Source organism: Streptomyces sp. NBC_00448 (assembly GCF_036014115.1).
Lineage (GTDB): Bacteria > Actinomycetota > Actinomycetes > Streptomycetales > Streptomycetaceae > Actinacidiphila.
The window spans coordinates 2,475,324-2,496,132 of the sequence record NZ_CP107913.1 but is presented as its reverse complement, the minus strand read 5'-3'; the positions used below and the strand labels follow the sequence as shown (position 1 = coordinate 2,496,132).

Below are 20,809 nucleotides of genomic sequence, written 5' to 3'. Positions count from 1 at the left end.
GCGCCCCCCGAAAGGGGCACCCCCGCGTCCGGTAAGTGCGCGTGCGGCGCGATCAGTTGTGGCCGAACTTCTTCTGCTGCTTGCGCGGGGCGTGCGTGCTGGAGGGCATCATGTGCTCCTCGGCCAGGGCGCTCTTGCTGTGCTGCTCCTGGTTCTCGCCCGCCTGGTTCGACCGCTCGTCGTGCTGCTCGCGCTGGGGGCGGTTCTGGTTCTTGTTCTTAGCCACGATCGTGCCTTCCTAGTGAGGGGATGTTGGCCGATGGGCCGCAATCAGACTTACATGTGGGGACGAACGCCGCATTTCGGGCAGTTGGGGGTGTGGGAGGCCGGGAAATACCGCTGACCGCCACGCCGAAGATCGCGTTCGCGGTCATAACCCCCGAGCATTCGGGCACACTCGGGGGAAGCTCAGGGGGCATCCGTGCCGGGGGTCGACCGGAAGAGGTGCAACATGGACCGCTGCGTCGTCCTGGTGGACGCCGGGTATCTGCTGGGCGCAGCGGCGAGCCTGCTGGCCGGCGAACCGTCGCGTTCGAGGATCACGGTTGATCATGCCGCCGTGGTCGCCGGCCTGCGCGAACGCGCCGAACTGGAGACCGGACAGCCGCTGCTGCGGATCTACTGGTTCGACGGCGCACCCGACCGGGTTCCGCAACCCGAGCACCGCCGGCTGCGGGTGATGCCGCGGGTGACGGTCCGGCTCGGCGCCCTCACCCGGACGGACGGCAGGTGGGCGCAGAAGGGCGTCGACGCCGCGATGCACGCCGAACTGTCCGAACTGGCCCGCAACCGGGCCTGCTCCGACGTGGTGCTGGTCACCGGCGACGGCGACCTGCTGCCCGGGATGATGTCGGCCAAGGAACACGGCGTGGCCGTCCACCTGTGGGCCGTGCAGGCCGCCGACGGCGACTACAACCAGTCCGAAGACCTGGTCGCCGAGGCCGACGAGCGGCGGGTGCTGGATCGGGAGTGGATCACCGCGGCGATCCGGGCGAAGGAGATCGCCGGCGCGTGCGGGCCCGCGCCCGGGCCGCGGCCCGGAGTACGCCCGGACATCGCCGCGATCCTGTCCGCGCCGCTGCCGGAGTCCAGCGGCTCGCCGCACCCGGTCCAGGCCCCGGCGAAGAACGGCTCCGCGCCGACCGAGCACCCGGACGACGCCGCGGCGGCCGCCCCGTCCGGCAAGGGGGTGCCCACGCCCAAGGACCTCGCCGACCTCGGCCGCTCCCACGCCGCCGCCCCGCCTGCGGCGCCCGTGGTCCACCCGGCGCCGAGCACCCTGCGGTGGTCCTCCGACAAGGGGTGGACCGACCGGCCCGGCGCCGACCAGCCCGACACCTCCGGGCTGCCGACTCTCGCGCAGCTCACCACGGCGGAGCAGCGGTGGGCCGACCGCGAGGCCGACATCACCGCGGTCAGCGGTGATCCCTACGAGGTGGGGCAGGTGTTCGCCCGGCGCTGGATCGCCCGGGTCAGCGACCCGACCCACCTCCAGCACCTCTCCACGCACTACCCGCGCGTGCCGCACCGGCTCGACGGGGAACTCCTTCGGTACGCCGCTCGCTTCGGGTTGCTGGCGCACAAGGATGACCAGATCGACGAGAATGATCGCTACGCGATCAGGGCGGGGTTCTGGCGCGAGTTCGACGCAGCCGCGACTCCGGATTAGCCCGCAGCATCCGGGGGCGTCTTTCCGTTTGCGGGAGACGGTCACACATGAGGTGGCCCGGCCCGTTGCGGTGGCGCGCCGGGCCGCGGGCCCAGCCCCTGCGGGGGGTTTGCCGGACTACCGGCCGCTGGGTGGTTGGTCGCGCGGTTCCCCGCGCCCCTTGGCGGTTTGCCTTGTCCGCAAGGGCAACCACGGCCCAGCCCCCGCCGGGGGTTTGCCCGGACGCCGGCCGGTGGTGGGCTGGTCGCACGGTTCCCCGCGCCCCTGCTGAGTTGCCCTGGTCCGCAAGGGCAACCGCTGATCGTTGCCGGGGGCGCCGTTGTTTTGCGAAGGGCACCCCGTTTCGTGGGGGGCGGGGCGGAGCGCGTACTCTCGGTGCTCGTGAGGACGGGCACCGAGACACGGGCGAGACCGGCGGTAGCCGCGTGCTCGGTACGCGGACTCGTACGGACGTACCCCGGAGGACGGGGGCGGCGCGGCAGGGACATCCCGGCCGTGCGGGCGAACGACGGCATCGACCTGGACGTCCGCACCGGCGAACTCTTCGGCATCCTCGGCCCGAACGGCGCGGGCAAGAGCACCCTGGTGCGGCAGCTCACCGGCCTGCTGCGGCCGGACGCCGGCAGCATCGACCTGCTCGGGCACGACCTCGTCAGGCACCCCGAACGCGCCGCGCGGCTGATCGGCTACCTCGGCCAGGAATCCACCGCGCTGGACGAGCTGACCGTCGCGCTCGCCGCCGAGACCACCGGCCGGCTGCGCGGAATGGACACGGCCGCGGCCCGCGCCGCCCGTGACGAGGTCCTGGACGAGCTGGGGCTCGGCCCGATAGCGGCCCGCCCGATCAAACGGCTCTCCGGCGGCCAGCGCCGCCTCGCCTGCTTCGCCGCGGTCCTCGTCGGTCCGCGGCCGGTCCTGATCCTGGACGAACCCACCACCGGCATGGACCCGATCGCGCGCCGCGCGGTGTGGGCGGCGGTCGACCGGCGCCGTACCGAGCACGGCGCCACGGTGCTGCTGGTCACGCACAACGTCATCGAGGCCGAGACGGTCCTCGACCGGGTCGCGGTGCTCGACCACGGCCGGGTCATCGCCTGCGACTCGCCCGCCGGGCTGCGCTCCCTCGTCGAGGGCGAGGTGCGGCTGGACCTGGTGTGGCGGCACGAACCGCCGACCGACCTGCCCGCGGTGGCCGCGCTGCGCCTCCTCGCGGAGGTCTCCGGCCGCCGCTGGACGCTGCGGCTGCCGCAGGAGCGGGCCAGGGCGGCGGTCGCGGAGGTCACCGGCGGCCCGGCGTTCGCCGCGCTGGACGACTTCACGCTGGCGATGCCGAGCCTGGAGGACGTGTACCTGGCGCTCGGCGGCAGCAGCGAGGGACTGGTGAAGGTATGACAGTGGTCGCCCCGGTCGGCACCGAGCCCGGCGAGCGGGTCGGCGGCGGCATCGCGCCGCTCGCCCCCAAGGCCCGGCTGTGGCCCGCGCTCGGCGCGGTCTACCGGGCCCAGCTCTCCCGCGCCCGGGTGGCGCGCATCCCGCTGCTGTTCGTCGCCACCTTCCAGTCCATCGGGATCATGGTGATGCTGCGGGGCGTGGTGCACGCCGGCGACGGCGAGGCGGCGCGCTCGGTGGTGGCGGGCTCCAGCGTGCTGGTGGTCGCGTTCGTCGCGCTGAACCTGCTCGCCCAGTACTTCGGCCAGCTGCGCGCCTCCGGCGGGCTCGACCACTACGCGACGCTGCCGGTGCCACCGGCCGCGGTGGTCCTCGGCGCGGCCGGCGCGTACGCCTCCTTCACGGTGCCCGGCACGCTGGTCACCGCGATCACCGGGTGCGTGCTGTTCCATCTCAGCCTGGCCAACCTGTGGGTGCTGGTGCTCGTGGTGCCGCTGGCCGGGGCCGCGATGTCCGGGCTCGGCGCGGCCTTCGGGCTGCTCGCGCCCCGCCAGGAGATCGCCACGCTGCTGGGCCAGCTCGGCATGTCCGCCGCGCTGCTGCTCGGGGTGCTGCCCGCCTCGCACATGCCCGCGCCGATCGGCTGGGCCCGCGACCTGCTGCCGTCCACGTACGGGGTGGAGGCGTTCGCCCGGACCTTCGGGCGCGGCAGCACCGACTGGGGCGCGGTCGCCGGTGACCTGACGGTGTGCGCGGCCGTGGGGGTGGCCTCACTGGCCGTGGCGACCTGGGCGTACCGCAGGGCCGCCTGTCGCTGACCGGCCGGTGGGGCGGTTGCCAGGAACACCTGGCACGATGGCCTGGTGACCGCTCCTCTGACTCCTCCCGAGCCTCCGCACTCCGGGCCCCCGCAGCCCGAGCCCTCGCAGTCCGAGAGCCGGCACGGCCCGCAGAGTCCCGACGGCCCGCGGGGTCCCGAGAGCCCGCGGGGTTCCGACAGCGCGCGGGGTTCCGACAGCGCGCAGAACCACGCGAGTCCGCAGGGCCCGCCCGGCCCGCAGCTCTCGCCGTACCCCGTCGGCGACGGCGCCTCGCTCGCGCCGTACAAGGTCGAGCCGGACCGGGACACGGTGCGCACCGCGCTGCGCAACGGGCTGATCGTCGCCGTCCTCGTCGCGATCTGCGGGATCATCCTCGGGCTGTTCTGGCTGTGGCTGTCGCCGCGGGTGCCGATGGTCTCCGACGGGCAGGCGGTCTACCTCAAGGACACCGAGGGCGAGGAGGCGATAGGCGGCGACGGCACGTTCGTGGTGATCGCGCTGATCCTCGGCGCGCTCACCGCCGCCGCGGTGTTCTGGCGCTACCGCAGGGGCGGCCTCGGGGTCGTGTTCGGTCTGGCGGTCGGCGGCGCGGTCGCCTCCGTCATCGGCTGGCGGCTGGGCGTGTGGCTCGGCCCGACCACGAACATCGTCGCGCACGCCAAGCAGGTCGGGCCGAAGGTGGTCTTCGACGGCCCGCTGGAACTGCGCGCCAAGGTCGCGATCGTGGTCTGGCCGGCCGCCGCGATGCTGGTGCACTCCGCACTGACCTACGCGTTCGGGCCCCGCGACGAGTCGTACACGGGCACCTGGACCGAGTGAGTCAGCCGCGGGTGCCCGGACGGAGCAGCGGGGCGGTGGCCGCGGCGGTGAGCTCCACCAGCGCGGCCGGTGCCAGCTCCACCTCCAGGCCCCGCTTGCCCGCGGACACGAAGACCGTCGGATGGGACAGCGCGGTGGCGTCCACCACCGTCGGCAGCGCCTTGCGCTGGCCGAGCGGGGAGATGCCGCCGCGTACGTAGCCGCTGCTCCGCTCGGCTGCCGCCGGGTCGGCCATCGCCGCGCGCTTGCCGCCGGCCGCCGACGCCAGCGCCTTGAGGTCCAGCGAGCCGGACACCGGCACCACCGCCACCGTCAGCGCGCCGTCCACCTCCGCGACGAGCGTCTTGAACACCCGGCCCTGGTCCGTGCCGAGCGCGGCCGCGGCCTCCTCGCCGTAGGACAGCTCGGAGGACGGGTCGTGCGCGTAGGCGTGCAGGGTGTAGGGCACGCCGGCCTCTTCGAGGACGCGCAGCGCGACGGTCGCCGGGGGTCCCCCCGCCGAAGGCAGGGGGAGGGTGCCGCCGGTACGGGACTTCTTCGCCATGCCCCGAAGCCTGCCAGGTCAGTTCGCGCAGATCGGCTGCTGGGTCAGATCCACCGCGGGCAGCGACGGCAGCTTCTCGATGACCGCGCTCTCCCGGCGCAGCAGCCGCAGCTCCTCGGTGAGCCGGGCGGCCGAGTCCGGCGCCTCCAGCAACCGCTGCTTCGCCGGCGTCTCGGCGATCATCGTGGCCGCCACCAGATACGACAGCACCGTCGGGTTGTCGGTGAACTCCTGCGAGGACAGGCTGCGTTCGCGCGACCCGGCCAGCCGCTTCTGGTAGGTGCGGAAGGCCCGGGTCACCTCGGGCGCCAGCGCGCCCGCCCCGGTGCCCGCCTCCTCCGCCAGCTCCTCCACCTCGCCGGTCAGATACGCGCCGGACGCGTCCACCGACAGGAGCCGGAACCGTACGATGCCGGTCGCGTGCATCCGGAAGCCGCCGTCGCCGCTGTCCACGATGTCCGCCACGTCGGCGACGCAGCCGAAGCCGTACAGCGCCGCGAGCGGGTCGTCGCCCAGGCCCGCGGCCGGACCGGTGGCCCGGCCCTCCTGACCGGTCGGCGCGATCTCCTGGCCGTTCTTGATCGCCACCACCCCGAACCGCCGCGGCGCGTCCTCCGGCAGCGCCCGCAGGTCGCGCACCAGCGCGCGGTAGCGCTCCTCGAAGACGTTCAGCGGCAGTACCAGCCCCGGGAACAGCGGCGAACTGAGCGGGAAGAGCGGAAGGCGATCGGTCACAGCGGCCAGCGTACGGGCAGTACGCCCCCGTTCGGCACCCTTCCCGGCACCCGCGTCCCACCTGCGGCGCGACCGCGCGGCGGCAGCCCGTCGGGCGCGGCTCGGCGACCGTGGACCGTATCACGGAGTGGAACCGCGGAACGGGGGCGGCGAGCGGGTCTCTACACTTGGCAGCGTGATCTCCCGAATCGATCTGCGCGGTGCCGCCTTCCCCGACGGTGGCATCGACCGCGACCTGCTGCCCCGGGCCGAGTTCGACGTGGAGGCCGCGCTCGACGCCGTGCGGCCCATCTGCGAGGACGTCCGCCATCGTGGCAGCGCCGCGGTGATCGACTACGGCGAGCGGTTCGACGGAGTGCGGCCGGAGCGGCTGCGGGTGCCCGCGCAGGCCCTCGCCGACGCCCTCGCCCAGCTCGACCCCGAGGTGCGCGCCGCCCTGGAGGAGTCCATCCGCCGGGCCCGGATCGTCCACCACGACCAGCGCCGCAGCGACACCACCACGCAGGTGGTGCCCGGCGGCACCGTCACCGAGCGATGGGTGCCGGTGCAGCGGGTCGGGCTGTACGTCCCGGGTGGCCTGGCCGCGTACGCGTCCTCCGTGGTGATGAACGTGGTGCCCGCGCAGGAGGCCGGCGTCGAAGGTGTCGCCGTCTCCTCCCCGCCGCAGAAGGACACCGGGCTGCCCTCGGCGCCGGTGCTCGCCGCCTGCGCCCTGCTCGGCGTCGACGAGGTCTACGCGGCCGGCGGCGCCCAGGCGATCGCCATGTTCGCCTACGGCACCGACGAGTGCCGCGCGGTCAACCTCGTCACCGGCCCCGGCAACATCTACGTGGCCGCCGCCAAGCGCCTGCTCAAGGGCCGGATCGGCATCGACGCCGAGGCCGGACCGACCGAGATCGCCATCCTCGCCGACGCCTCCGCCGACCCCGGCTTCGTGGCCGCCGACCTGATCAGCCAGGCCGAGCACGACACCCTCGCCGCCGCGGTGCTGGTCACCACCTCCGCGGAACTCGCCGCCGCCGTCGACAAGGAACTCGACGTCCAGGTCGCCGCCGCCAAGCACCGCGAGCGGATCACCGCCGCGCTCTCCGGCCGCCAGTCCGCCACGGTGCTGGTCGACACCCTGGAGCAGGGCCTGGAGGTCGTCGACGCCTACGCGGCCGAGCACCTGGAGATCCAGACCCAGGACGCCGCCGCCCTCGCTGCCCGGGTACGCAACGCCGGCGCGGTCTTCGTCGGCCCGCACGCCCCCGTCTCGCTCGGCGACTACTGCGCCGGCTCCAACCACGTGCTGCCCACCGGCGGCTGCGCCTGCCACTCCTCGGGCCTGTCCGTGCAGTCCTTCCTGCGCGGCATCCACGTCGTGGACTACTCCCGCGAGGCGCTCGCCGAGGTCGCCCACCACGTGGTGGCGCTGGCCGGCGCCGAGGACCTGCCCGCGCACGGCTCCGCCGTCACCGTACGGTTCGGAGGCGGATCGTGACCTCCCTCGACGACCTGCCGCTGCGCGACGAACTGCGCGGCCAGTCCGCGTACGGCGCCCCGCAACTGGACGTGCCGGTGCGGCTGAACACCAACGAGAACCCCTACCCGCTGCCCGAGCCGCTGGTCGCCCGGATCGCCGAGCGCGTCGCCGAGGCCGCCCGCGGGCTCAACCGCTACCCGGACCGCGACGCGGTCGAGCTGCGCACCGAACTGGCCGGCTACCTCAGCCGCACCGCCGGCCACCAGGTCGGCACCGCCCAGGTCTGGGCCGCCAACGGCTCCAACGAGGTGATCCAGCAACTCCTCCAGGCGTTCGGCGGGCCCGGCCGCACCGCGATCGGCTTCGAGCCGTCGTACTCCATGCACGCGCTGATCTCCCGCGGCACGGGCACCGGCTGGGTCTCCGGGCCGCGGCACGCCGACTTCACCATCGACACCGACGCCGCCCGCCGCGAGATCGCCGCGCTCCGCCCCGACGTCGTGTTCATCTGCTCCCCGAACAACCCGACCGGGACGGCGACCGACGCCGAGACCGTCCTGGCGCTGTACGACGCCGCGCAGGCCGCGAAGCCGTCGCTGGTGGTGGTGGACGAGGCGTACGGCGAGTTCTCGCACCAGCCGTCGCTGCTGCCGCTGATCGACGGCCGGCCGAACCTGGTGCTGACCCGCACCATGTCCAAGGCGTTCGGCGCGGCGGGCCTGCGGCTGGGCTACCTGGCGGCCGACCCGGCCGTGGTGGAGGCCGTCCAACTGGTGCGGCTGCCGTACCACCTGTCGTCGGTCACCCAGGCCACCGCGCTCGCCGCGCTGGAGTACACCGACACGCTGCTCGGCTACGTCGAGCAGCTCAAGGTCGAACGCGACCGGCTGGTCGGCGAGTTGCGCGCGATCGGCTACCAGGTCACCGACTCGGACGCGAACTTCGTCCAGTTCGGCCGGTTCGCCGACAGCCACGCCGCCTGGCAGGCCGTCCTCGACCACGGCGTCCTCATCCGCGACAACGGCGTCCCCGGCTGGCTGCGGGTCTCGACCGGCACCCCCAGCGAGAACAGCGCGTTCCTGGACGCGGCGAAGGCCGTGTTCACGACGTACAGCACCGAGCACAGCGGCGGCGACAGCCGCACCGACAAGGAGTCCGCATGACCCGCGTGGGCCGCGTGGAGCGCACCACCAAGGAGACGTCCACCGTCGTCGAGATCGACCTCGACGGCACCGGGCAGGTCTCCGTCTCGACCGGCGTGGGTTTCTACGACCACATGCTCGACCAGCTCGGCCGGCACGGCCTGTTCGACCTCACCGTGAAGACCGAGGGCGACCTGCACATCGACACGCACCACACGATCGAGGACACCGCGCTCGCGCTGGGCGCCGCGTTCAAGCAGGCGCTCGGCGACAAGGTCGGCATCTACCGGTTCGGCAACTGCACGGTGCCGCTGGACGAGTCGCTCGCCCAGGTCACCGTCGACCTGTCCGGCCGCCCCTACCTGGTGCACACCGAGCCCGAGCACATGGCGCCGATGATCGGCTCCTTTGACACCACGATGACCCGGCACATCCTGGAGTCCTTCGTCGCCCAGGCACAGGTCGCCCTGCACGTCCACGTGCCCTACGGGCGCAACGCGCACCACATCGTGGAGTGCCAGTTCAAGGCGCTGGCCCGGGCCCTGCGCTACGCCAGCGAGCGCGATCCGCGCGCCGCGGGCATCCTGCCGTCGACGAAGGGCGCGCTATGAACAAGGGGTCATCCCTCTTCATCCTGCTGGGGCTGTTCCTGGCCGGCGGGGTCTACTCGTTCTGGAAGCAGAAGCAGTCCAGGAGCCTGATCACGCTGCTCGCGGTCGGTTCGGTGATGGCGCTCGTCACCGGGCTGCTCCAACTGTGAAGGGGGCGCGGCCATGACGAGCAAGAGCGTCGTCGTCCTCGACTACGGGTTCGGCAACGTACGGTCCGCCGAGCGGGCGCTGGCCCGGGCCGGCGCCGAGGTGGAGATCACCGCGGACTACCGCAGGGCGATGGACGCCGACGGGCTGTTGGTGCCCGGCGTCGGTGCCTTCGACGCCTGCATGGAGGGCATCAGGAAGGTCCGCGGCGACTGGATCGTGGGTCGCCGGCTGGCGGGCGGGCGCCCGGTGCTGGGCATCTGCGTCGGCATGCAGGTGCTCTTCAGCCGCGGCATCGAGCACGGCGTGGAGAGCGAGGGCCTGGACGAGTGGCCCGGCACCGTCGCCCCGCTGCGCGCGCCGGTCGTCCCGCACATGGGCTGGAACACCGTCAAGGCCCCGCAGGACTCTCGTCAGTTCGCCGGCCTCGACGAGGACGCCCGGTTCTACTTCGTGCACTCCTACGCGGTGCGCGAGTGGGAGATGCCGCCCTCGACCAGCGCCATCCGCTCGCCCAAGGTCGCCTGGACCACGCACGGCGAGCCGTTCGTGGCCGCGGTGGAGAACGGCGCGCTGTGGGCCACCCAGTTCCACCCGGAGAAGTCCGGTGACGCGGGTGCGCGGCTGCTGGAGAACTGGCTCGACACGCTCTGACACCCGCGGCCGGCACCGCAGATGTCGCCGGCACCCCGGCCGGGCGCGCGTCCGGGCCGGCTGAAGTTCCGCTCGACCGCCTGGCGCCGATGGGCCGGCGGACCGGCCGGCTGCCGGACCACCGGCTCACCGACCGACCGTATGACCGTACGACCGACCGCCCCGCATCCGACCGATCCCCCGAGGACCGCATTCCGATGAGCACGCTCGAACTCCTCCCCGCCGTCGACGTCCGCGACGGCCAGGCCGTCCGCCTGGTGCACGGCGAGTCCGGCTCGGAGACCTCCTACGGCGACCCGCTCGCCGCGGCGCTGGCCTGGCAGCAGGCGGGCGCGGAGTGGCTGCATCTGGTCGACCTCGACGCGGCGTTCGGCACCGGCGACAACCGCGACCTGATCGCCGGGGTGGCCCGGACCATGGACATCAAGGTCGAGCTGTCCGGCGGCATCCGTGACGACGACAGCCTCGCGGCGGCGCTGGCCACCGGCTGCACCCGGGTCAACCTCGGCACGGCCGCGCTGGAGAGCCCGGAGTGGGTGGCCAAGGTGATCGCCGAGTACGGCGACCGGATCGCGGTCGGCCTCGACGTGCGCGGCACCACGCTGCGCGGCCGCGGCTGGACCCGCGACGGCGGCGACCTGTACGAGACGCTGGCCCGGCTGGACTCCGAGGGCTGCGCGCGGTACGTCGTGACCGACATCGCGAAGGACGGCACCCTCCAGGGCCCCAACCTGGAGCTGCTGGAGAACGTGTGCGCGGCCACCGACAAGCCCGTGGTCGCCTCCGGCGGCGTCTCCAGCCTCGACGACCTGCGGGCGATCGCCACGCTCGTCCCGAAGGGCGTGGAAGGCGCGATCGTCGGGAAGGCGCTCTACGCGGAGGCGTTCACGCTTCAAGAAGCCCTGGAGGCTGTTTCCCGATGACCGAGTCCCCGGAAGTCCCGGAATCCCCGGAAACCCAGGATTCCCCGGAGTCCGCGCGATCCCCGCAGGTGCACCGTGTCCGTTCGGACGACAGCTCCTGGGAGGAGGCGATCGGCTCCTCCCGCGTGGTCGCGGCGGGTGACCGGGTCATCGTGGCCGGGATCATGCCGGCGCCCACCAGCGGCACCGTCCCGGGCGACGCCGAGCCGTACGACCAGACGATCAGCGCCTTCCGCAGCGCGCTGTCCGCGCTGGAGCCGTTCGGCCTGGACGCCGGCAGCGTGATCCGGACCCGGATGTACCTCAGCCACGCGCGGGACGCCGACGAGGTCGGCCGGGCGCATCTCGAGGTGTTCGGGGCGGTGCGGCCGGCCGCCACGATGGTCGTGGTGGCGGGGTTCGCGGACTCCCGGGTGCTGGTCGAGGTGGAGATCGAGGCGTACCGCGGCGACGCGCGGGGCGGGCCCGTAGAGCCCGGCGAACGAGAAGAGGGCGGCGCATGAGCCTCGCGGTCCGAGTCATCCCCTGCCTGGACGTGGACGCCGGGCGGGTGGTCAAGGGCGTCAACTTCCAGAACCTGCGCGACGCCGGCGATCCGGTCGAGATGGCGAAGCTGTACGACGCCGAGGGCGCCGACGAGTTGACCTTCCTCGACATCACCGCGTCCTCCGGGGACCGGGAGACCACCTACGACGTGGTGCGCCGCACCGCCGAGCAGGTCTTCATCCCGCTCACCGTCGGCGGCGGGGTGCGCAGCGCCGACGACGTGGACAAGCTGCTGCGGGCCGGCGCGGACAAGGTGGGCGTGAACACCGCGGCGATCGCCCGGCCCGAGCTGATCCGGGAGATCGCCGAGCGGTTCGGCCGCCAGGTGCTGGTGCTCTCGGTCGACGCCCGGCGCACCCCGACCGGCTCGTTCGAGGTCACCACGCACGGCGGGCGGCGCGGCACCGGCATCGACGCGGTGGAGTGGGCGGAGCGCGCGGCCGACCTCGGGGCCGGCGAGATCCTGCTCAACTCGATGGACGCGGACGGCACCAAGGACGGCTACGACACCGAGATGATCGCGGCGGTGCGGGCCCGCGTGACCGTGCCGGTGATCGCCTCCGGCGGCGCCGGCCGGGTCGCCGACTTCCCGCCGGCGGTGGCCGCGGGCGCGGACGCGGTGCTGGCCGCTTCCGTCTTCCACTTCGGCGACCTGCGGATCGGCGAGGTCAAGTCGGCGCTGAGGGAAGCGGGTCACCGGGTCCGCTGAGGCCGTCGGGCCGTTCGCCGCCCCGGCTCCCGCGGTCAGAGCGCCGTGCCCAAACGGGTGCCGACGAGCACCGCGAAGTCGGGCGCGAGCGGGATCTCGACCGTGTGCAGGGCGGGGTGCTCCAGCCAGTGCAGGCGGGCGGTGTCCGGGCGGCCCTGGAAGGTGGGGGGCTGCCCGCCGGAGGGCGTGAAGTCGTCGACGACGAGCAGGCCGCCGGGCGTGAGGAGGGCCGCAGGGTCGGCCGCCGCGCCACCCGCGTCCTTGCCCTGGCCGCCGCCGTCGAGGACGAGCAGGTCGAACGGCCCGTGCGCGGCTATCTCGGTCCACTGGGCGCACACCACGTTGACGTCGGGCGCGTACGGGGCGAAGAGCTTGGCGGCGGCCTCGGCCCGTACGGGGTCGCGCTCGACGCTGACCGCGGTGGCGCCGGCGCGCATCCCCGAGACGAGCCAGGCCAGCCCCACCCCGCAGCCGGTCCCGGTCTCGCCGATCCGCCGCGCGCCGGCGGCCAACGCGTGCAGCAGCCGCCCCTGTTCAGGCCGGCAGGAGTAGGGGAAGTCGAGTTGCTGGGCGGTCTGTGCCGCGCGTTCGACCAGGGGCGGAAGGTCGGCGGGGTCGGCGAGGTGGGCACGGGTGCCGTGGAGAGACATGGCTGCCATCCTGCCGGGGGCGTGGCGCGGACGCGGGAAGTCCGGGGAATCGGCGGGCGGAGACAGGAAAGAGAAGTTGCGCAAATAGTGTTGCGCAATTTTTCTTTCCTATCTACCGTAGGGAGGGTGGCAGACGAACAGGCAGCTCCGGCTCATGAACCGCGCAATCGCGCACCGCGCATCACCGACCTGGAAGCGCTGAAGGTGTTCACCCACCCGCTGCGCATCCGGATCTACCGCGCGCTGTTCACCGGCGGTGAGGCCACCGCCTCGCGGCTGGCCGACCAGGTCGACGAGGCGGTGTCGCTGGTCAGCTACCACCTGCGCAAGCTCGCCGCGCACGGCTTCATCGTCGAGGCGCCCGGGCACGACGGCGACGGCCGCGAGCGCTGGTGGAAGCTCTCCTCCGACCGCGGCTTCAACTTCCGCAACTCCGACTTCGACGACCAGCCCGAGGGCGTCGCCGTTCTCAGCCAGGTCACCCGGCAACTCCTGGCCACCCGCGCGGAGCGGTACGAGCAGTACCTGGACGAACTGCCCGCGTGGTCCAAGGAGTGGACGGAGGCGGCCTTCTCCAACGAGTTCATGCCACGGCTGACGGCCGCCGAACTCCAGGAGATGGCCGACGAGATCGGCGCCCTGATGTGGCGCTGGGCCGATCGCGGCAAGGCCGCGGAGGAGGCCGGCGACACCGAGGGCCGTGAGCACGTCTTCGTCCAGATGTACGGCTTCCCGCACCGCGGGTAGCGCCGAGGACGGGTTGGCGCCCAGGTCCGCCGACAGGGCCTCTGGCGGGGGTTGAGGCAGTCCACCCCTGCCCGGCGCCGCCCACCGACAACCGATCCACCCCGCACCCCACCCGGCGCGCATCTCACGCGACAGCCCGCGGGTAAGGCCCGCACGCCCTGATGCCTGCCCCTTGCCGAGTCCGCGGGTAAGGCCCGCATGCCCCCTGACGGCGCCCCTTACGTACGACTTCGTCCGCCACGCGCAGCGTCCCCACTCGCCCACCAGGAAGGCCCATCCGCCATGATCGGCACCGCGCACGCCTCCCCGGCGCCCACCCGTACGACCGCAGCCCACCGCGACCTGAACGTGCTGCGCTGGCTGACCGCGTACACCGCCTCCCTGCTCGGCGACAGCGTCTACTTCCTCGCCCTCGGCTTCGCCGCCGCGAAGGTGGCACCGGCCGCGGAGGTGGGCCTGGTGATGGCCGTCGGCGCCGTACCGCGCGCCCTGCTCATGCTCGGCGGGGGAGTGGTGGCCGACCGCTTCGGGCCGCGCCTGGTGGTGATCGGCAGCGACGCGGTGCGCTGCGTGCTGATCCTCACCGCCGCCGCGGTGCTCGCGCTGACCACGCCCGGCCTGTGGCTGCTGGTGGCCGTCGCCCTCGTCTTCGGCGTCGTGGACGCGCTGTTCATGCCCGCGGTCGGCGCGCTGCCGCCGCGGCTCGTCGCCCGCGACCAGCTCGTCCGGCTCCAGGGGATGCGCGCGCTCGCCGTGCGCGCCGGCGACATCGCCGGGCCGCCGCTGGGCGGGCTCGCCATGGGCCTCGGCGGCGCGAGCACCGCGTTCGCCGTGGCCGGCGGCCTGTTCGCGCTGTCCGTGCCGCTCCTGCTCACCATCCGCGTCGGCGAGTTGAAGCGGGACCGCGACGCCGCACCGGCGGGCGCTCCCGAGCCCGTGGACGGCCAATCCGTGGACAGCCAACTCGCGGACGGCGAGCCCGTCGACGGCACCGCCTGGGACGAACTGCGCGACGGGCTGCGCTACATACGCCGGCACCGGCTGGTCGGCCCGCTCGTGCTGTCCGGCGCCATCAGCGAGTTCGGGCTCATCGGCCCGCTCAACATCGGCATGGTGCTGCTCGCCCGGCAACGCGGCTGGGGCTCCGGCGGATACGGCTGGATCATCGCCGCGTTCGGGGCCGGCGCGGCCGCCAGCGCGCTGCTGATGGCCGTACGCGGCAGGTTCCGCAGGGCGGGTGTCGTGCAGATCATCACGCTCTTCGCCAGTTCCGCGACGATCGGGCTGATCGGCGCGGCCCCCGTCCTCGGCGTCGCCGTCGCGCTCGCCCTGCTCGCCGGGCTCATCTGCGGGGTCTGCGGGGGCCTGGCCGTGGCGATGATCCAGTCCGCGTCCGACCCCGCCTACCTCGGCCGCGTCACCTCCGTCATGAGCCTCACCGGCTTCGGCATCGCGCCCCTCGTCTACCCCGTCTTCGGCGCCGCCGTCGCCTCCTTCGGCCCCACCCCGGTCTTCCTCACGGCCGGCGCCGTCAGCATGCTCGGCGGTGCCGTCGGACTGGCCTCCCCGGCAGTGCGCTCCGCGAAGTGAGCCGCACTTGTCCACCCGGGTTTCAGCCCTCTTCCGCGGAGGGAGCCGCACTACCTCAAGGGGCGCGTGGGGGCACCTCCCAGGCGAAGCTCTGGGGGAGAACGGCGCGACAAGCCACCGCGGACCGCAAGGTCCCTCAACTCACGGGACCGGGCAACCCCGGGGGGTCCAGCTCGGCTACACCCCCAGATTCGCTTCGGAGGCCGTCGCGACCGCGTCCTCCGGGCCGTCCGTCTCGACCTTCGCCGCGGCCTGGCGGCCGAACACGAACATCGCCAGCTCGGCCGGCTCCCCGGTCACGGTGACGACCGGCGTGCCCTTGTGCGCGACGACGGTCCGCCCGTCCGGGCAGCGCAGCACGAGCCCGACCGGGCTGCGCCGCCCGAGCAGCCGGGCGGCCCGCTCCAGCCGCGCCCAGAGCGCGTCCGCGAAGACGGGGTCGATCGTGCGCGGGGTCCAGTCCGCCGCCGCACGCCGTACGTCCTCGGTGTGGACGTAGAACTCCAGGGTGTTCGACGCCTCGTCCACCTGCTTGAGGGAGAAGGGCGACAGCCGCGGCGGGCCGGTCCTGATCAGCTGGACGAGCTCGGCGAAGGGCTTCGCCGCGTACTCCTTGCGGACCCGCTCCAGGCGGTCGGCGAGCCGCGGCACCACCATCCCCACGGCCGCGTCGCCCCGGCGTTCCCGCACCACGACGTGGGCGGCGAGGTCCTTGGTGGTCCAGCCCGCGCAGAGCGTCGGGGCGTCGGGCCCCGAACGCTCCAGCAGGTCGGCGAGGAGCAGACGTTCACGCTGCGCATGGGTCGTCATACCGCAAGGCTAACCATCCGGCGGCCGAAAACATCCGCTTCCGGCCGCCGGATCAACTCAAGTCGTGCGAACGGGTGCGCCGCTCCCGCGCCGCCGCACCCGTCGCCGGTCAGAGCTTGCTGTACAGCTTGGTGTGGTTCGACCCGTTGTTGCGGGTCAGCGAGCAGGTGACGGTCTTCTTGCCCTGCAGCTCGTACGTGATGAGCTTCGGGAACAGCGCGTACGGGTAGTACTCCCGGCCGTCGTGCGGCAGATGCTTGCGCGCGTCGGTCTGGCACAGCGACAGCGCCTTGCTCTGGATCTCCGCGTCGGTGGAGAAGGTGCCGCTGAGCGTCTCGTTCGCGACGACCTGCGCGTCGTGCGCGGAACTGCACGAGCGCTTCGTCACCTCCGAGACCGTCGACGTCAGGGACGGCGCGTCGAAGCAGACCCCCGGCTTCAGCGAGACGTACGGCACCAGCTTCTCGTCCGGCGAGGACGGGTCGGTGGGCAGGCCGGTGTCGTCGCCGGTGGGCAGGTCCGTCGGGAGGTCCAGCGTCGGGTCGTCCGTCGGGAGGTCCGTCGGCAGCGTGAAGCTGGGCGTGGGCAGCCCGGTCGGCAGCCCGCTGATGCTGACGCTGTGGGTCGGCTTGTCGTCGGCGTTCTTCTTCTTGTCGCCGCCGCTGCTGGCCACCGCGACCCCGCCGACGATCGCGCCGATCACCACGACCGCGCCGACCGCGAGCCACACGTTGCGCTTGGTGTTGTTCGGCGGCGGGGGCGGCTGGTAGCCGAAGCCCTGCGGGTCGCCGGGGTAGCCGTAGCCGGCCGGCGGCATCGGCGCGCCGGGCTGCCCGGGCGGGCCGTACCCGCCCTGCTGGCCCTGCTGCGGGTAGCCGTACGGCTGCTGGCCGTCGGGCTGTTGGGGGTAGCCGTACGGCTGCTGACCGTCGGGCTGCTGCGGATATCCGTACGACTGGCCGCCGCCCGGCTGTTGGGGAGCGCCGTAGCCGCCTTCACCCGGTGGCGGAGGAGGCGGTGGCGGGCCGAAACCCTGCGGCGGCCCAAAACCGCCGCCCTGGTCAGGAGGCGGCGGGGGACCATCTGGCGGCGGCGGAGGAAAACCCATGGCGAAAGGATGCCCCATACGGGTGACACGGGGCGAGCGGCTACCGTATAACGGACAATCGCCTTGCGGCGTTTGCCAGTTAATGCGGCTTTTCTCGTTGCGGCGAATCGGCGGCAGAATGGTTGTATGCCGTCGTCCTCGCTCGACCCCGCGATCACCGCGCGCCTGAAGCGCAACCCCGATGGGCTGGTTCCGGCCATCGCCCAGCAGTACGACACCGGTGAGGTGCTGATGCTCGGGTGGATGGACGCGGAGGCACTCCACCGCACCCTCACGACCGGCCGCTGCACCTACTGGAGCCGCAGCCGCCACGAGTACTGGGTCAAGGGCGACACCTCCGGCCACGTCCAGCACGTCAAGTCCGTCGCCCTCGACTGCGACGGCGACACGATCCTCGTCCGCGTCGACCAGGTCGGCGCGGCCTGCCACACCGGCGACCGCACCTGCTTCGATGCGGATCTCCTGCTGGAGGCTTAGCGGACCCGCCGGGGTGCCCCGTTCTGCCGGTTCAGGGACCACCTGCCCGGTGGGGGCTTGTCGCGCGGGGAACCGCGCGACAAGCCACCCACGGACCGTGAGGTCCGGCTACGCACAGGACGGGGCAGGGCGGGCGGACAGAGAGAGCCCGGCACGGCTACCCTCCCGCCATGGATATCGCTACGTTCCGCAAGCTCGCCGTCGACCGTCGCGTCATTCCGGTCAGCAGGCGATTGCTCGCGGACGGCGACACCCCGGTCGGCCTGTACAGAAAACTCGCGGGCGAGCGCGTCGGCACCTTCCTGCTGGAATCCGCGGAGGACAGCAAAGCCTGGTCCCGCTACAGCTTCGTCGGGGTCCGCTCGGCCGCGACGCTGACCGCGCGCGACGGGCAGGCGTACTGGCTCGGCACCCCGCCGGTGGGCGTCCCGGTGGACGGCGACCCGCTGGCCGCGCTGCGGGCCACCGTGGAGGCCCTGCACACCCCGCGCGACCTGGTCGAGGGCATGCCCCCGTTCACCGGCGGCATGGTCGGCTACCTCGGCTACGACATCGTCAGGCGCCTGGAGCGGATCGGCGAGCACGGGAGCGACCAACTCCGGCTTCCCGAACTGACGATGCTGCTCACCTCGGACATGGCCGTGCTGGACCACTGGGACGGCAGCGTGCTGCTGATCGCCAACGCGATCAACCACAACGACGAGGACACCGGCGTGGACGAGGCGTACGCCGACGCGGTGGCACGGCTGGACGCGATGCAGGCGGACCTGGGCCGCCCGGTCGAGCACCCGCCGGTGGCGCTGCCGCCCTCGGAGCTGCCGGAGTACACCACCCGGTGGGGCGGCCAGGACTTCCGGGACGCGGTGGAGGACGTCAAGGAGCGGATCAGGGCCGGCGAGGCGTTCCAGGTGGTGCCCTCGCAGCGGTTCGAGACCCCGTGCACGGCGAGCGCGCTGGACGTCTACCGGGTCCTGCGGGCCACCAACCCGAGCCCGTACATGTACCTGTTGCGTTTCCCGGGCGAGGACGGGAACGCGGAGGGCGGCTTCGACGTGGTCGGCTCCAGCCCCGAGGCGCTGGTCAAGGTCGAGGACGGGCACGCCATGGTGCACCCGATCGCGGGCACCCGGCCGCGCGGCGCCACCCCGCAGGCCGACGCGGCGCTCGCCGAGGAACTGCTCGCCGACCCCAAGGAGCGGGCCGAGCACCTGATGCTGGTCGACCTCGGCCGCAACGACCTCGGCCGGGTCTGCGAACCCGGCAGCGTCGAGGTGGTCGACTTCATGTCGGTCGAGCGCTACTCGCACGTGATGCACATCGTCTCGACCGTCACCGGCCGCGTCGCGCCCGGCCGTACCGCCTTCGACGTGCTCACCGCCTGCTTCCCGGCGGGCACCCTCTCCGGCGCGCCCAAGCCCCGCGCGATGCAGATCATCGAGGAACTGGAGCCCGCCAGGCGGGGGTTGTACGGGGGCTGCGTCGGCTATCTCGACTTCGCCGGCGACTCCGACACCGCGATCGCCATCCGTACGGCGCTGCTCCGCGACGGCACCGCCTACGTCCAGGCGGGCGCGGGCATCGTCGCCGACTCCGATCCGGTCGCCGAGGACACGGAGTGCCGCAACAAGGCCGCCGCCGTCCTGCGGGCCGTGGGCACCGCCAACGCGCTGTCGGGGTGATGGGACCCCCGGGGCGCCTTGTTCTGCCGGTCGAGGGACCACCTGCCGGTGGGAGGTGGGGGTCCCTCCCGGGCGAAGCTCTGGGGGGAGCGCAGCGCCCCGCGCCCCTGGGTTCGTGCGGCTCTTCCGCGGAAGAGCCGCTACCCAGGGGCGCGGGGAACCGAACTCAACTGGCTACCCGGGCGGACCCGTTCGGCTTCAGCCGGTGAACGCGGTGAGCCCGTTCGGGGTGCCGAGGCCGGTGGGGCCGTCGTACCCGGTGGCGCCGCCGCACAGGTAGGACGTGCTGCAGGAGCCGTTCGACCCGCTGGTCACGTCGTTGAGGGAGGACGTGTGGCTGTACGGGAACGACGCCGGCGTGGAGCCGGACGACGGGGTCCCGGCGAGCGCGTAGACCGAGGCGATGATCGGCGAGGACACGCTCGTGCCGCCGAAGACCTCCCAGCCGCCGTCACCGCCGTAGGTGTCGTAGACCGCCACACCGGTGCTCGGGTCGGCCACCGCGGAGACGTCGGCCACCGTGCGCTTCGAGCAGCCGCTGTCCGTCTGCCAACTCGGCTTCGCGTCATAGGCCGAGCAGCCCGAGCCCGAACCGCTCCACGCGGACTCGCTCCAGCCGCGGGCGGAGGAGTCGGCGGTCAGCGAGGTGCCGCCGACCGAGGTGACGTACTGCGAGCCCGCCGGGTACTCCACGCCGTAGCCGGAGTCGCCCGCGCTGACCGTGATCGCCACGCCCGGGTGGTCGAAGTACGAGCTGTCGTACGACGAGTCGGACGAGGACTCGCCGCCGCCGTAGCTGTTGGAGACGTACTTCGCGCCCAGCGACACCGCGGTGTTCACCGAGGTGCCCAGGTCGGTCATCGAGGCGCTGCTCGCCTCCACCAGGAGGATGTGGCACTGCGGGCAGGTGGCACTGACCATGTCGAGGTCGAGCGAGATCTCCTCGGCCCAGCCGGCGTCGGCGCTGGGCAGCGAGGAGGCGCTGCCGCTCTGGCCGACCTTGCTGAAGCAGCCGTTGGCGGTGGTGCACGCCGACAGGCCGTAGGTGGAGCGGTAAGTGGCGAGGTCCGCTTCGGCGTTGGGGTCGTCGTACGCGTCGACGATCGCCACGGTCGCGGCGGAACCGCCGGTGGTGGGCAGGTTGTAGGCGGCGTGCAGGTCGTCCGGGCCGAAGCCGGAGGGCGCCGCGGCCGGGTCGACCGCACCGCTGGACCTGGCCAGCGTGCTCGCCCCGCTGGTGACCTTGACGGCCTGACACGCCATCTGGCCGGCGGTCGTGGCGGTGGCGCAGGAGTGGGCCGTCCGCAGGCCGTGCACCGCCGGGGCCGCCTGCGCCGAGGAGGCGAGGGCGAGACCGGACGCGGCGAGCCCCGCCGCTGCGGTGAGGGCGAGGCCGGTACGGAGGGACATCGGGCTGAGGGTGCCGAGGGTGAAGCGCAAGCGACTGCCTCCTGTGGTGGGGGGAACCGAGGAGCGTGTGTGAACGCTGGGATTTCTGTGCGGTTTTGGGAACAGTGGGACGGGCGGAACGCTATGTCTGACGGGCGCACGTCAACAAGAAGCGGGCGGTGATC

23 protein-coding genes are annotated in these 20,809 nt (G+C 73.1%); 16 read left to right on the top strand and 7 right to left on the bottom strand.

Annotated elements, in window-relative coordinates:
* Positions 1-52: 52 nt before the first annotated feature.
* Positions 53-226, bottom strand: a complete 174-nt coding sequence (locus tag OG370_RS10610; protein WP_328462932.1) for a hypothetical protein — start codon at positions 224-226, stop codon at positions 53-55.
* A gap of 225 nt (positions 227-451) precedes the next feature.
* On the opposite strand from OG370_RS10610, the gene OG370_RS10605 reads away from it, so the two are divergent.
* The 4 genes from OG370_RS10605 to OG370_RS10590 all read left to right on the top strand — a co-directional run bounded on the left by OG370_RS10605 (position 452) and on the right by OG370_RS10590 (position 4,698).
* The gene (locus tag OG370_RS10605; protein WP_328462930.1) at positions 452-1,669 is read left to right on the top strand and encodes an NYN domain-containing protein; all 1,218 of its coding nucleotides are present in this window, start codon (positions 452-454) and stop codon (positions 1,667-1,669) included.
* 381 nt (positions 1,670-2,050) lie between these two features.
* Positions 2,051-3,061: an ABC transporter ATP-binding protein gene (locus OG370_RS10600; protein WP_328462928.1), complete on the top strand. Its 1,011-nt coding sequence runs from the start codon at positions 2,051-2,053 to the stop codon at positions 3,059-3,061.
* Positions 3,058-3,876: an ABC transporter permease gene (locus tag OG370_RS10595; protein WP_328462926.1), complete on the top strand. Its 819-nt coding sequence runs from the start codon at positions 3,058-3,060 to the stop codon at positions 3,874-3,876. The genes OG370_RS10600 and OG370_RS10595 overlap by 4 nt, the downstream gene beginning before the upstream one ends.
* A gap of 45 nt (positions 3,877-3,921) precedes the next feature.
* Positions 3,922-4,698, top strand: coding sequence for an ABC transporter permease (locus OG370_RS10590; protein WP_328462924.1), 777 nt, complete (start codon positions 3,922-3,924; stop codon positions 4,696-4,698).
* Position 4,699: 1 nt separating this feature from the next.
* Here OG370_RS10590 and ybaK read toward each other — a convergent pair whose 3' ends face one another.
* Positions 4,700-5,242: a Cys-tRNA(Pro) deacylase gene (ybaK, locus tag OG370_RS10585; RefSeq protein ID WP_328462922.1), complete on the bottom strand. Its 543-nt coding sequence runs from the start codon at positions 5,240-5,242 to the stop codon at positions 4,700-4,702.
* An 18-nt stretch (positions 5,243-5,260) separates the two neighbouring features.
* Positions 5,261-5,977: an LON peptidase substrate-binding domain-containing protein gene (locus OG370_RS10580; RefSeq protein WP_328462920.1), complete on the bottom strand. Its 717-nt coding sequence runs from the start codon at positions 5,975-5,977 to the stop codon at positions 5,261-5,263.
* 175 nt (positions 5,978-6,152) lie between these two features.
* Here OG370_RS10580 and hisD point away from each other — a divergent pair, with 175 nt between their 5' ends.
* From hisD to hisF, 8 genes are all read left to right on the top strand, one after another.
* Positions 6,153-7,460: a histidinol dehydrogenase gene (gene hisD, locus OG370_RS10575; protein ID WP_328462918.1), complete on the top strand. Its 1,308-nt coding sequence runs from the start codon at positions 6,153-6,155 to the stop codon at positions 7,458-7,460.
* Complete coding sequence (locus OG370_RS10570) at positions 7,457-8,605, top strand: histidinol-phosphate transaminase (RefSeq protein ID WP_328462916.1); 1,149 nt, start codon at positions 7,457-7,459, stop codon at positions 8,603-8,605. The genes hisD and OG370_RS10570 overlap by 4 nt, the downstream gene beginning before the upstream one ends.
* Positions 8,602-9,195 (top strand): imidazoleglycerol-phosphate dehydratase HisB, encoded by a 594-nt coding sequence (gene hisB, locus OG370_RS10565; RefSeq protein WP_328462914.1) that lies wholly within the window; start codon positions 8,602-8,604, stop codon positions 9,193-9,195. Before OG370_RS10570 ends, hisB begins: the two co-directional genes overlap by 4 nt.
* Positions 9,192-9,344, top strand: a complete 153-nt coding sequence (locus OG370_RS10560; protein WP_328462912.1) for a hypothetical protein — start codon at positions 9,192-9,194, stop codon at positions 9,342-9,344. Before hisB ends, OG370_RS10560 begins: the two co-directional genes overlap by 4 nt.
* A 13-nt stretch (positions 9,345-9,357) precedes the next feature.
* Positions 9,358-9,996 (top strand): imidazole glycerol phosphate synthase subunit HisH, encoded by a 639-nt coding sequence (gene hisH, locus OG370_RS10555; protein WP_328462910.1) that lies wholly within the window; start codon positions 9,358-9,360, stop codon positions 9,994-9,996.
* 197 nt (positions 9,997-10,193) lie between these two features.
* Complete coding sequence (gene priA, locus OG370_RS10550; protein ID WP_328462908.1) at positions 10,194-10,919, top strand: bifunctional 1-(5-phosphoribosyl)-5-((5-phosphoribosylamino)methylideneamino)imidazole-4-carboxamide isomerase/phosphoribosylanthranilate isomerase PriA; 726 nt, start codon at positions 10,194-10,196, stop codon at positions 10,917-10,919.
* Positions 10,916-11,422, top strand: a complete 507-nt coding sequence (locus OG370_RS10545) for a Rid family hydrolase (RefSeq protein ID WP_328462906.1) — start codon at positions 10,916-10,918, stop codon at positions 11,420-11,422. The genes priA and OG370_RS10545 overlap by 4 nt, the downstream gene beginning before the upstream one ends.
* Entirely contained in the window at positions 11,419-12,174 is a 756-nt protein-coding gene (gene hisF / locus OG370_RS10540) for an imidazole glycerol phosphate synthase subunit HisF (protein ID WP_328462904.1), read from the top strand. Before OG370_RS10545 ends, hisF begins: the two co-directional genes overlap by 4 nt.
* Before the next feature lie 35 nt (positions 12,175-12,209).
* Here the strand turns inward: hisF and OG370_RS10535 are convergent, their stop codons facing one another.
* Positions 12,210-12,824 (bottom strand): O-methyltransferase, encoded by a 615-nt coding sequence (locus tag OG370_RS10535; protein WP_328462902.1) that lies wholly within the window; start codon positions 12,822-12,824, stop codon positions 12,210-12,212.
* Positions 12,825-12,950: 126 nt separating this feature from the next.
* Between OG370_RS10535 and OG370_RS10530 the strand changes: the two genes are divergently transcribed.
* Both OG370_RS10530 and OG370_RS10525 read left to right on the top strand, forming a co-directional pair.
* A complete protein-coding gene (locus OG370_RS10530; RefSeq protein WP_328462900.1) occupies positions 12,951-13,571 on the top strand; it encodes a helix-turn-helix domain-containing protein in 621 nt (206 codons plus the stop codon).
* 282 nt (positions 13,572-13,853) lie between these two features.
* On the top strand, positions 13,854-15,161 hold the full coding sequence (locus tag OG370_RS10525; RefSeq protein ID WP_328462898.1) for an MFS transporter: 1,308 nt from the start codon (positions 13,854-13,856) through the stop codon (positions 15,159-15,161).
* Between the two features lie 177 nt (positions 15,162-15,338).
* Here the strand turns inward: OG370_RS10525 and OG370_RS10520 are convergent, their stop codons facing one another.
* Both OG370_RS10520 and OG370_RS10515 read right to left on the bottom strand, forming a co-directional pair.
* Positions 15,339-15,971, bottom strand: a complete 633-nt coding sequence (locus OG370_RS10520; RefSeq protein ID WP_328462896.1) for a TIGR03085 family metal-binding protein — start codon at positions 15,969-15,971, stop codon at positions 15,339-15,341.
* Positions 15,972-16,080: 109 nt separating this feature from the next.
* Positions 16,081-17,079, bottom strand: a complete 999-nt coding sequence (locus OG370_RS10515; protein ID WP_328462893.1) for a hypothetical protein — start codon at positions 17,077-17,079, stop codon at positions 16,081-16,083.
* A 126-nt stretch (positions 17,080-17,205) separates the two neighbouring features.
* On the opposite strand from OG370_RS10515, the gene hisI reads away from it, so the two are divergent.
* Positions 17,206-17,556, top strand: coding sequence for a phosphoribosyl-AMP cyclohydrolase (gene hisI, locus OG370_RS10510; RefSeq protein ID WP_328462891.1), 351 nt, complete (start codon positions 17,206-17,208; stop codon positions 17,554-17,556).
* Between the two features lie 170 nt (positions 17,557-17,726).
* Positions 17,727-19,235: an anthranilate synthase component I gene (locus tag OG370_RS10505; protein WP_328462889.1), complete on the top strand. Its 1,509-nt coding sequence runs from the start codon at positions 17,727-17,729 to the stop codon at positions 19,233-19,235.
* 198 nt (positions 19,236-19,433) lie between these two features.
* Here the strand turns inward: OG370_RS10505 and OG370_RS10500 are convergent, their stop codons facing one another.
* Positions 19,434-20,645: a S53 family peptidase gene (locus OG370_RS10500; RefSeq protein WP_328462887.1), complete on the bottom strand. Its 1,212-nt coding sequence runs from the start codon at positions 20,643-20,645 to the stop codon at positions 19,434-19,436.
* Between the last annotated feature and the right edge of the window lie 164 nt (positions 20,646-20,809).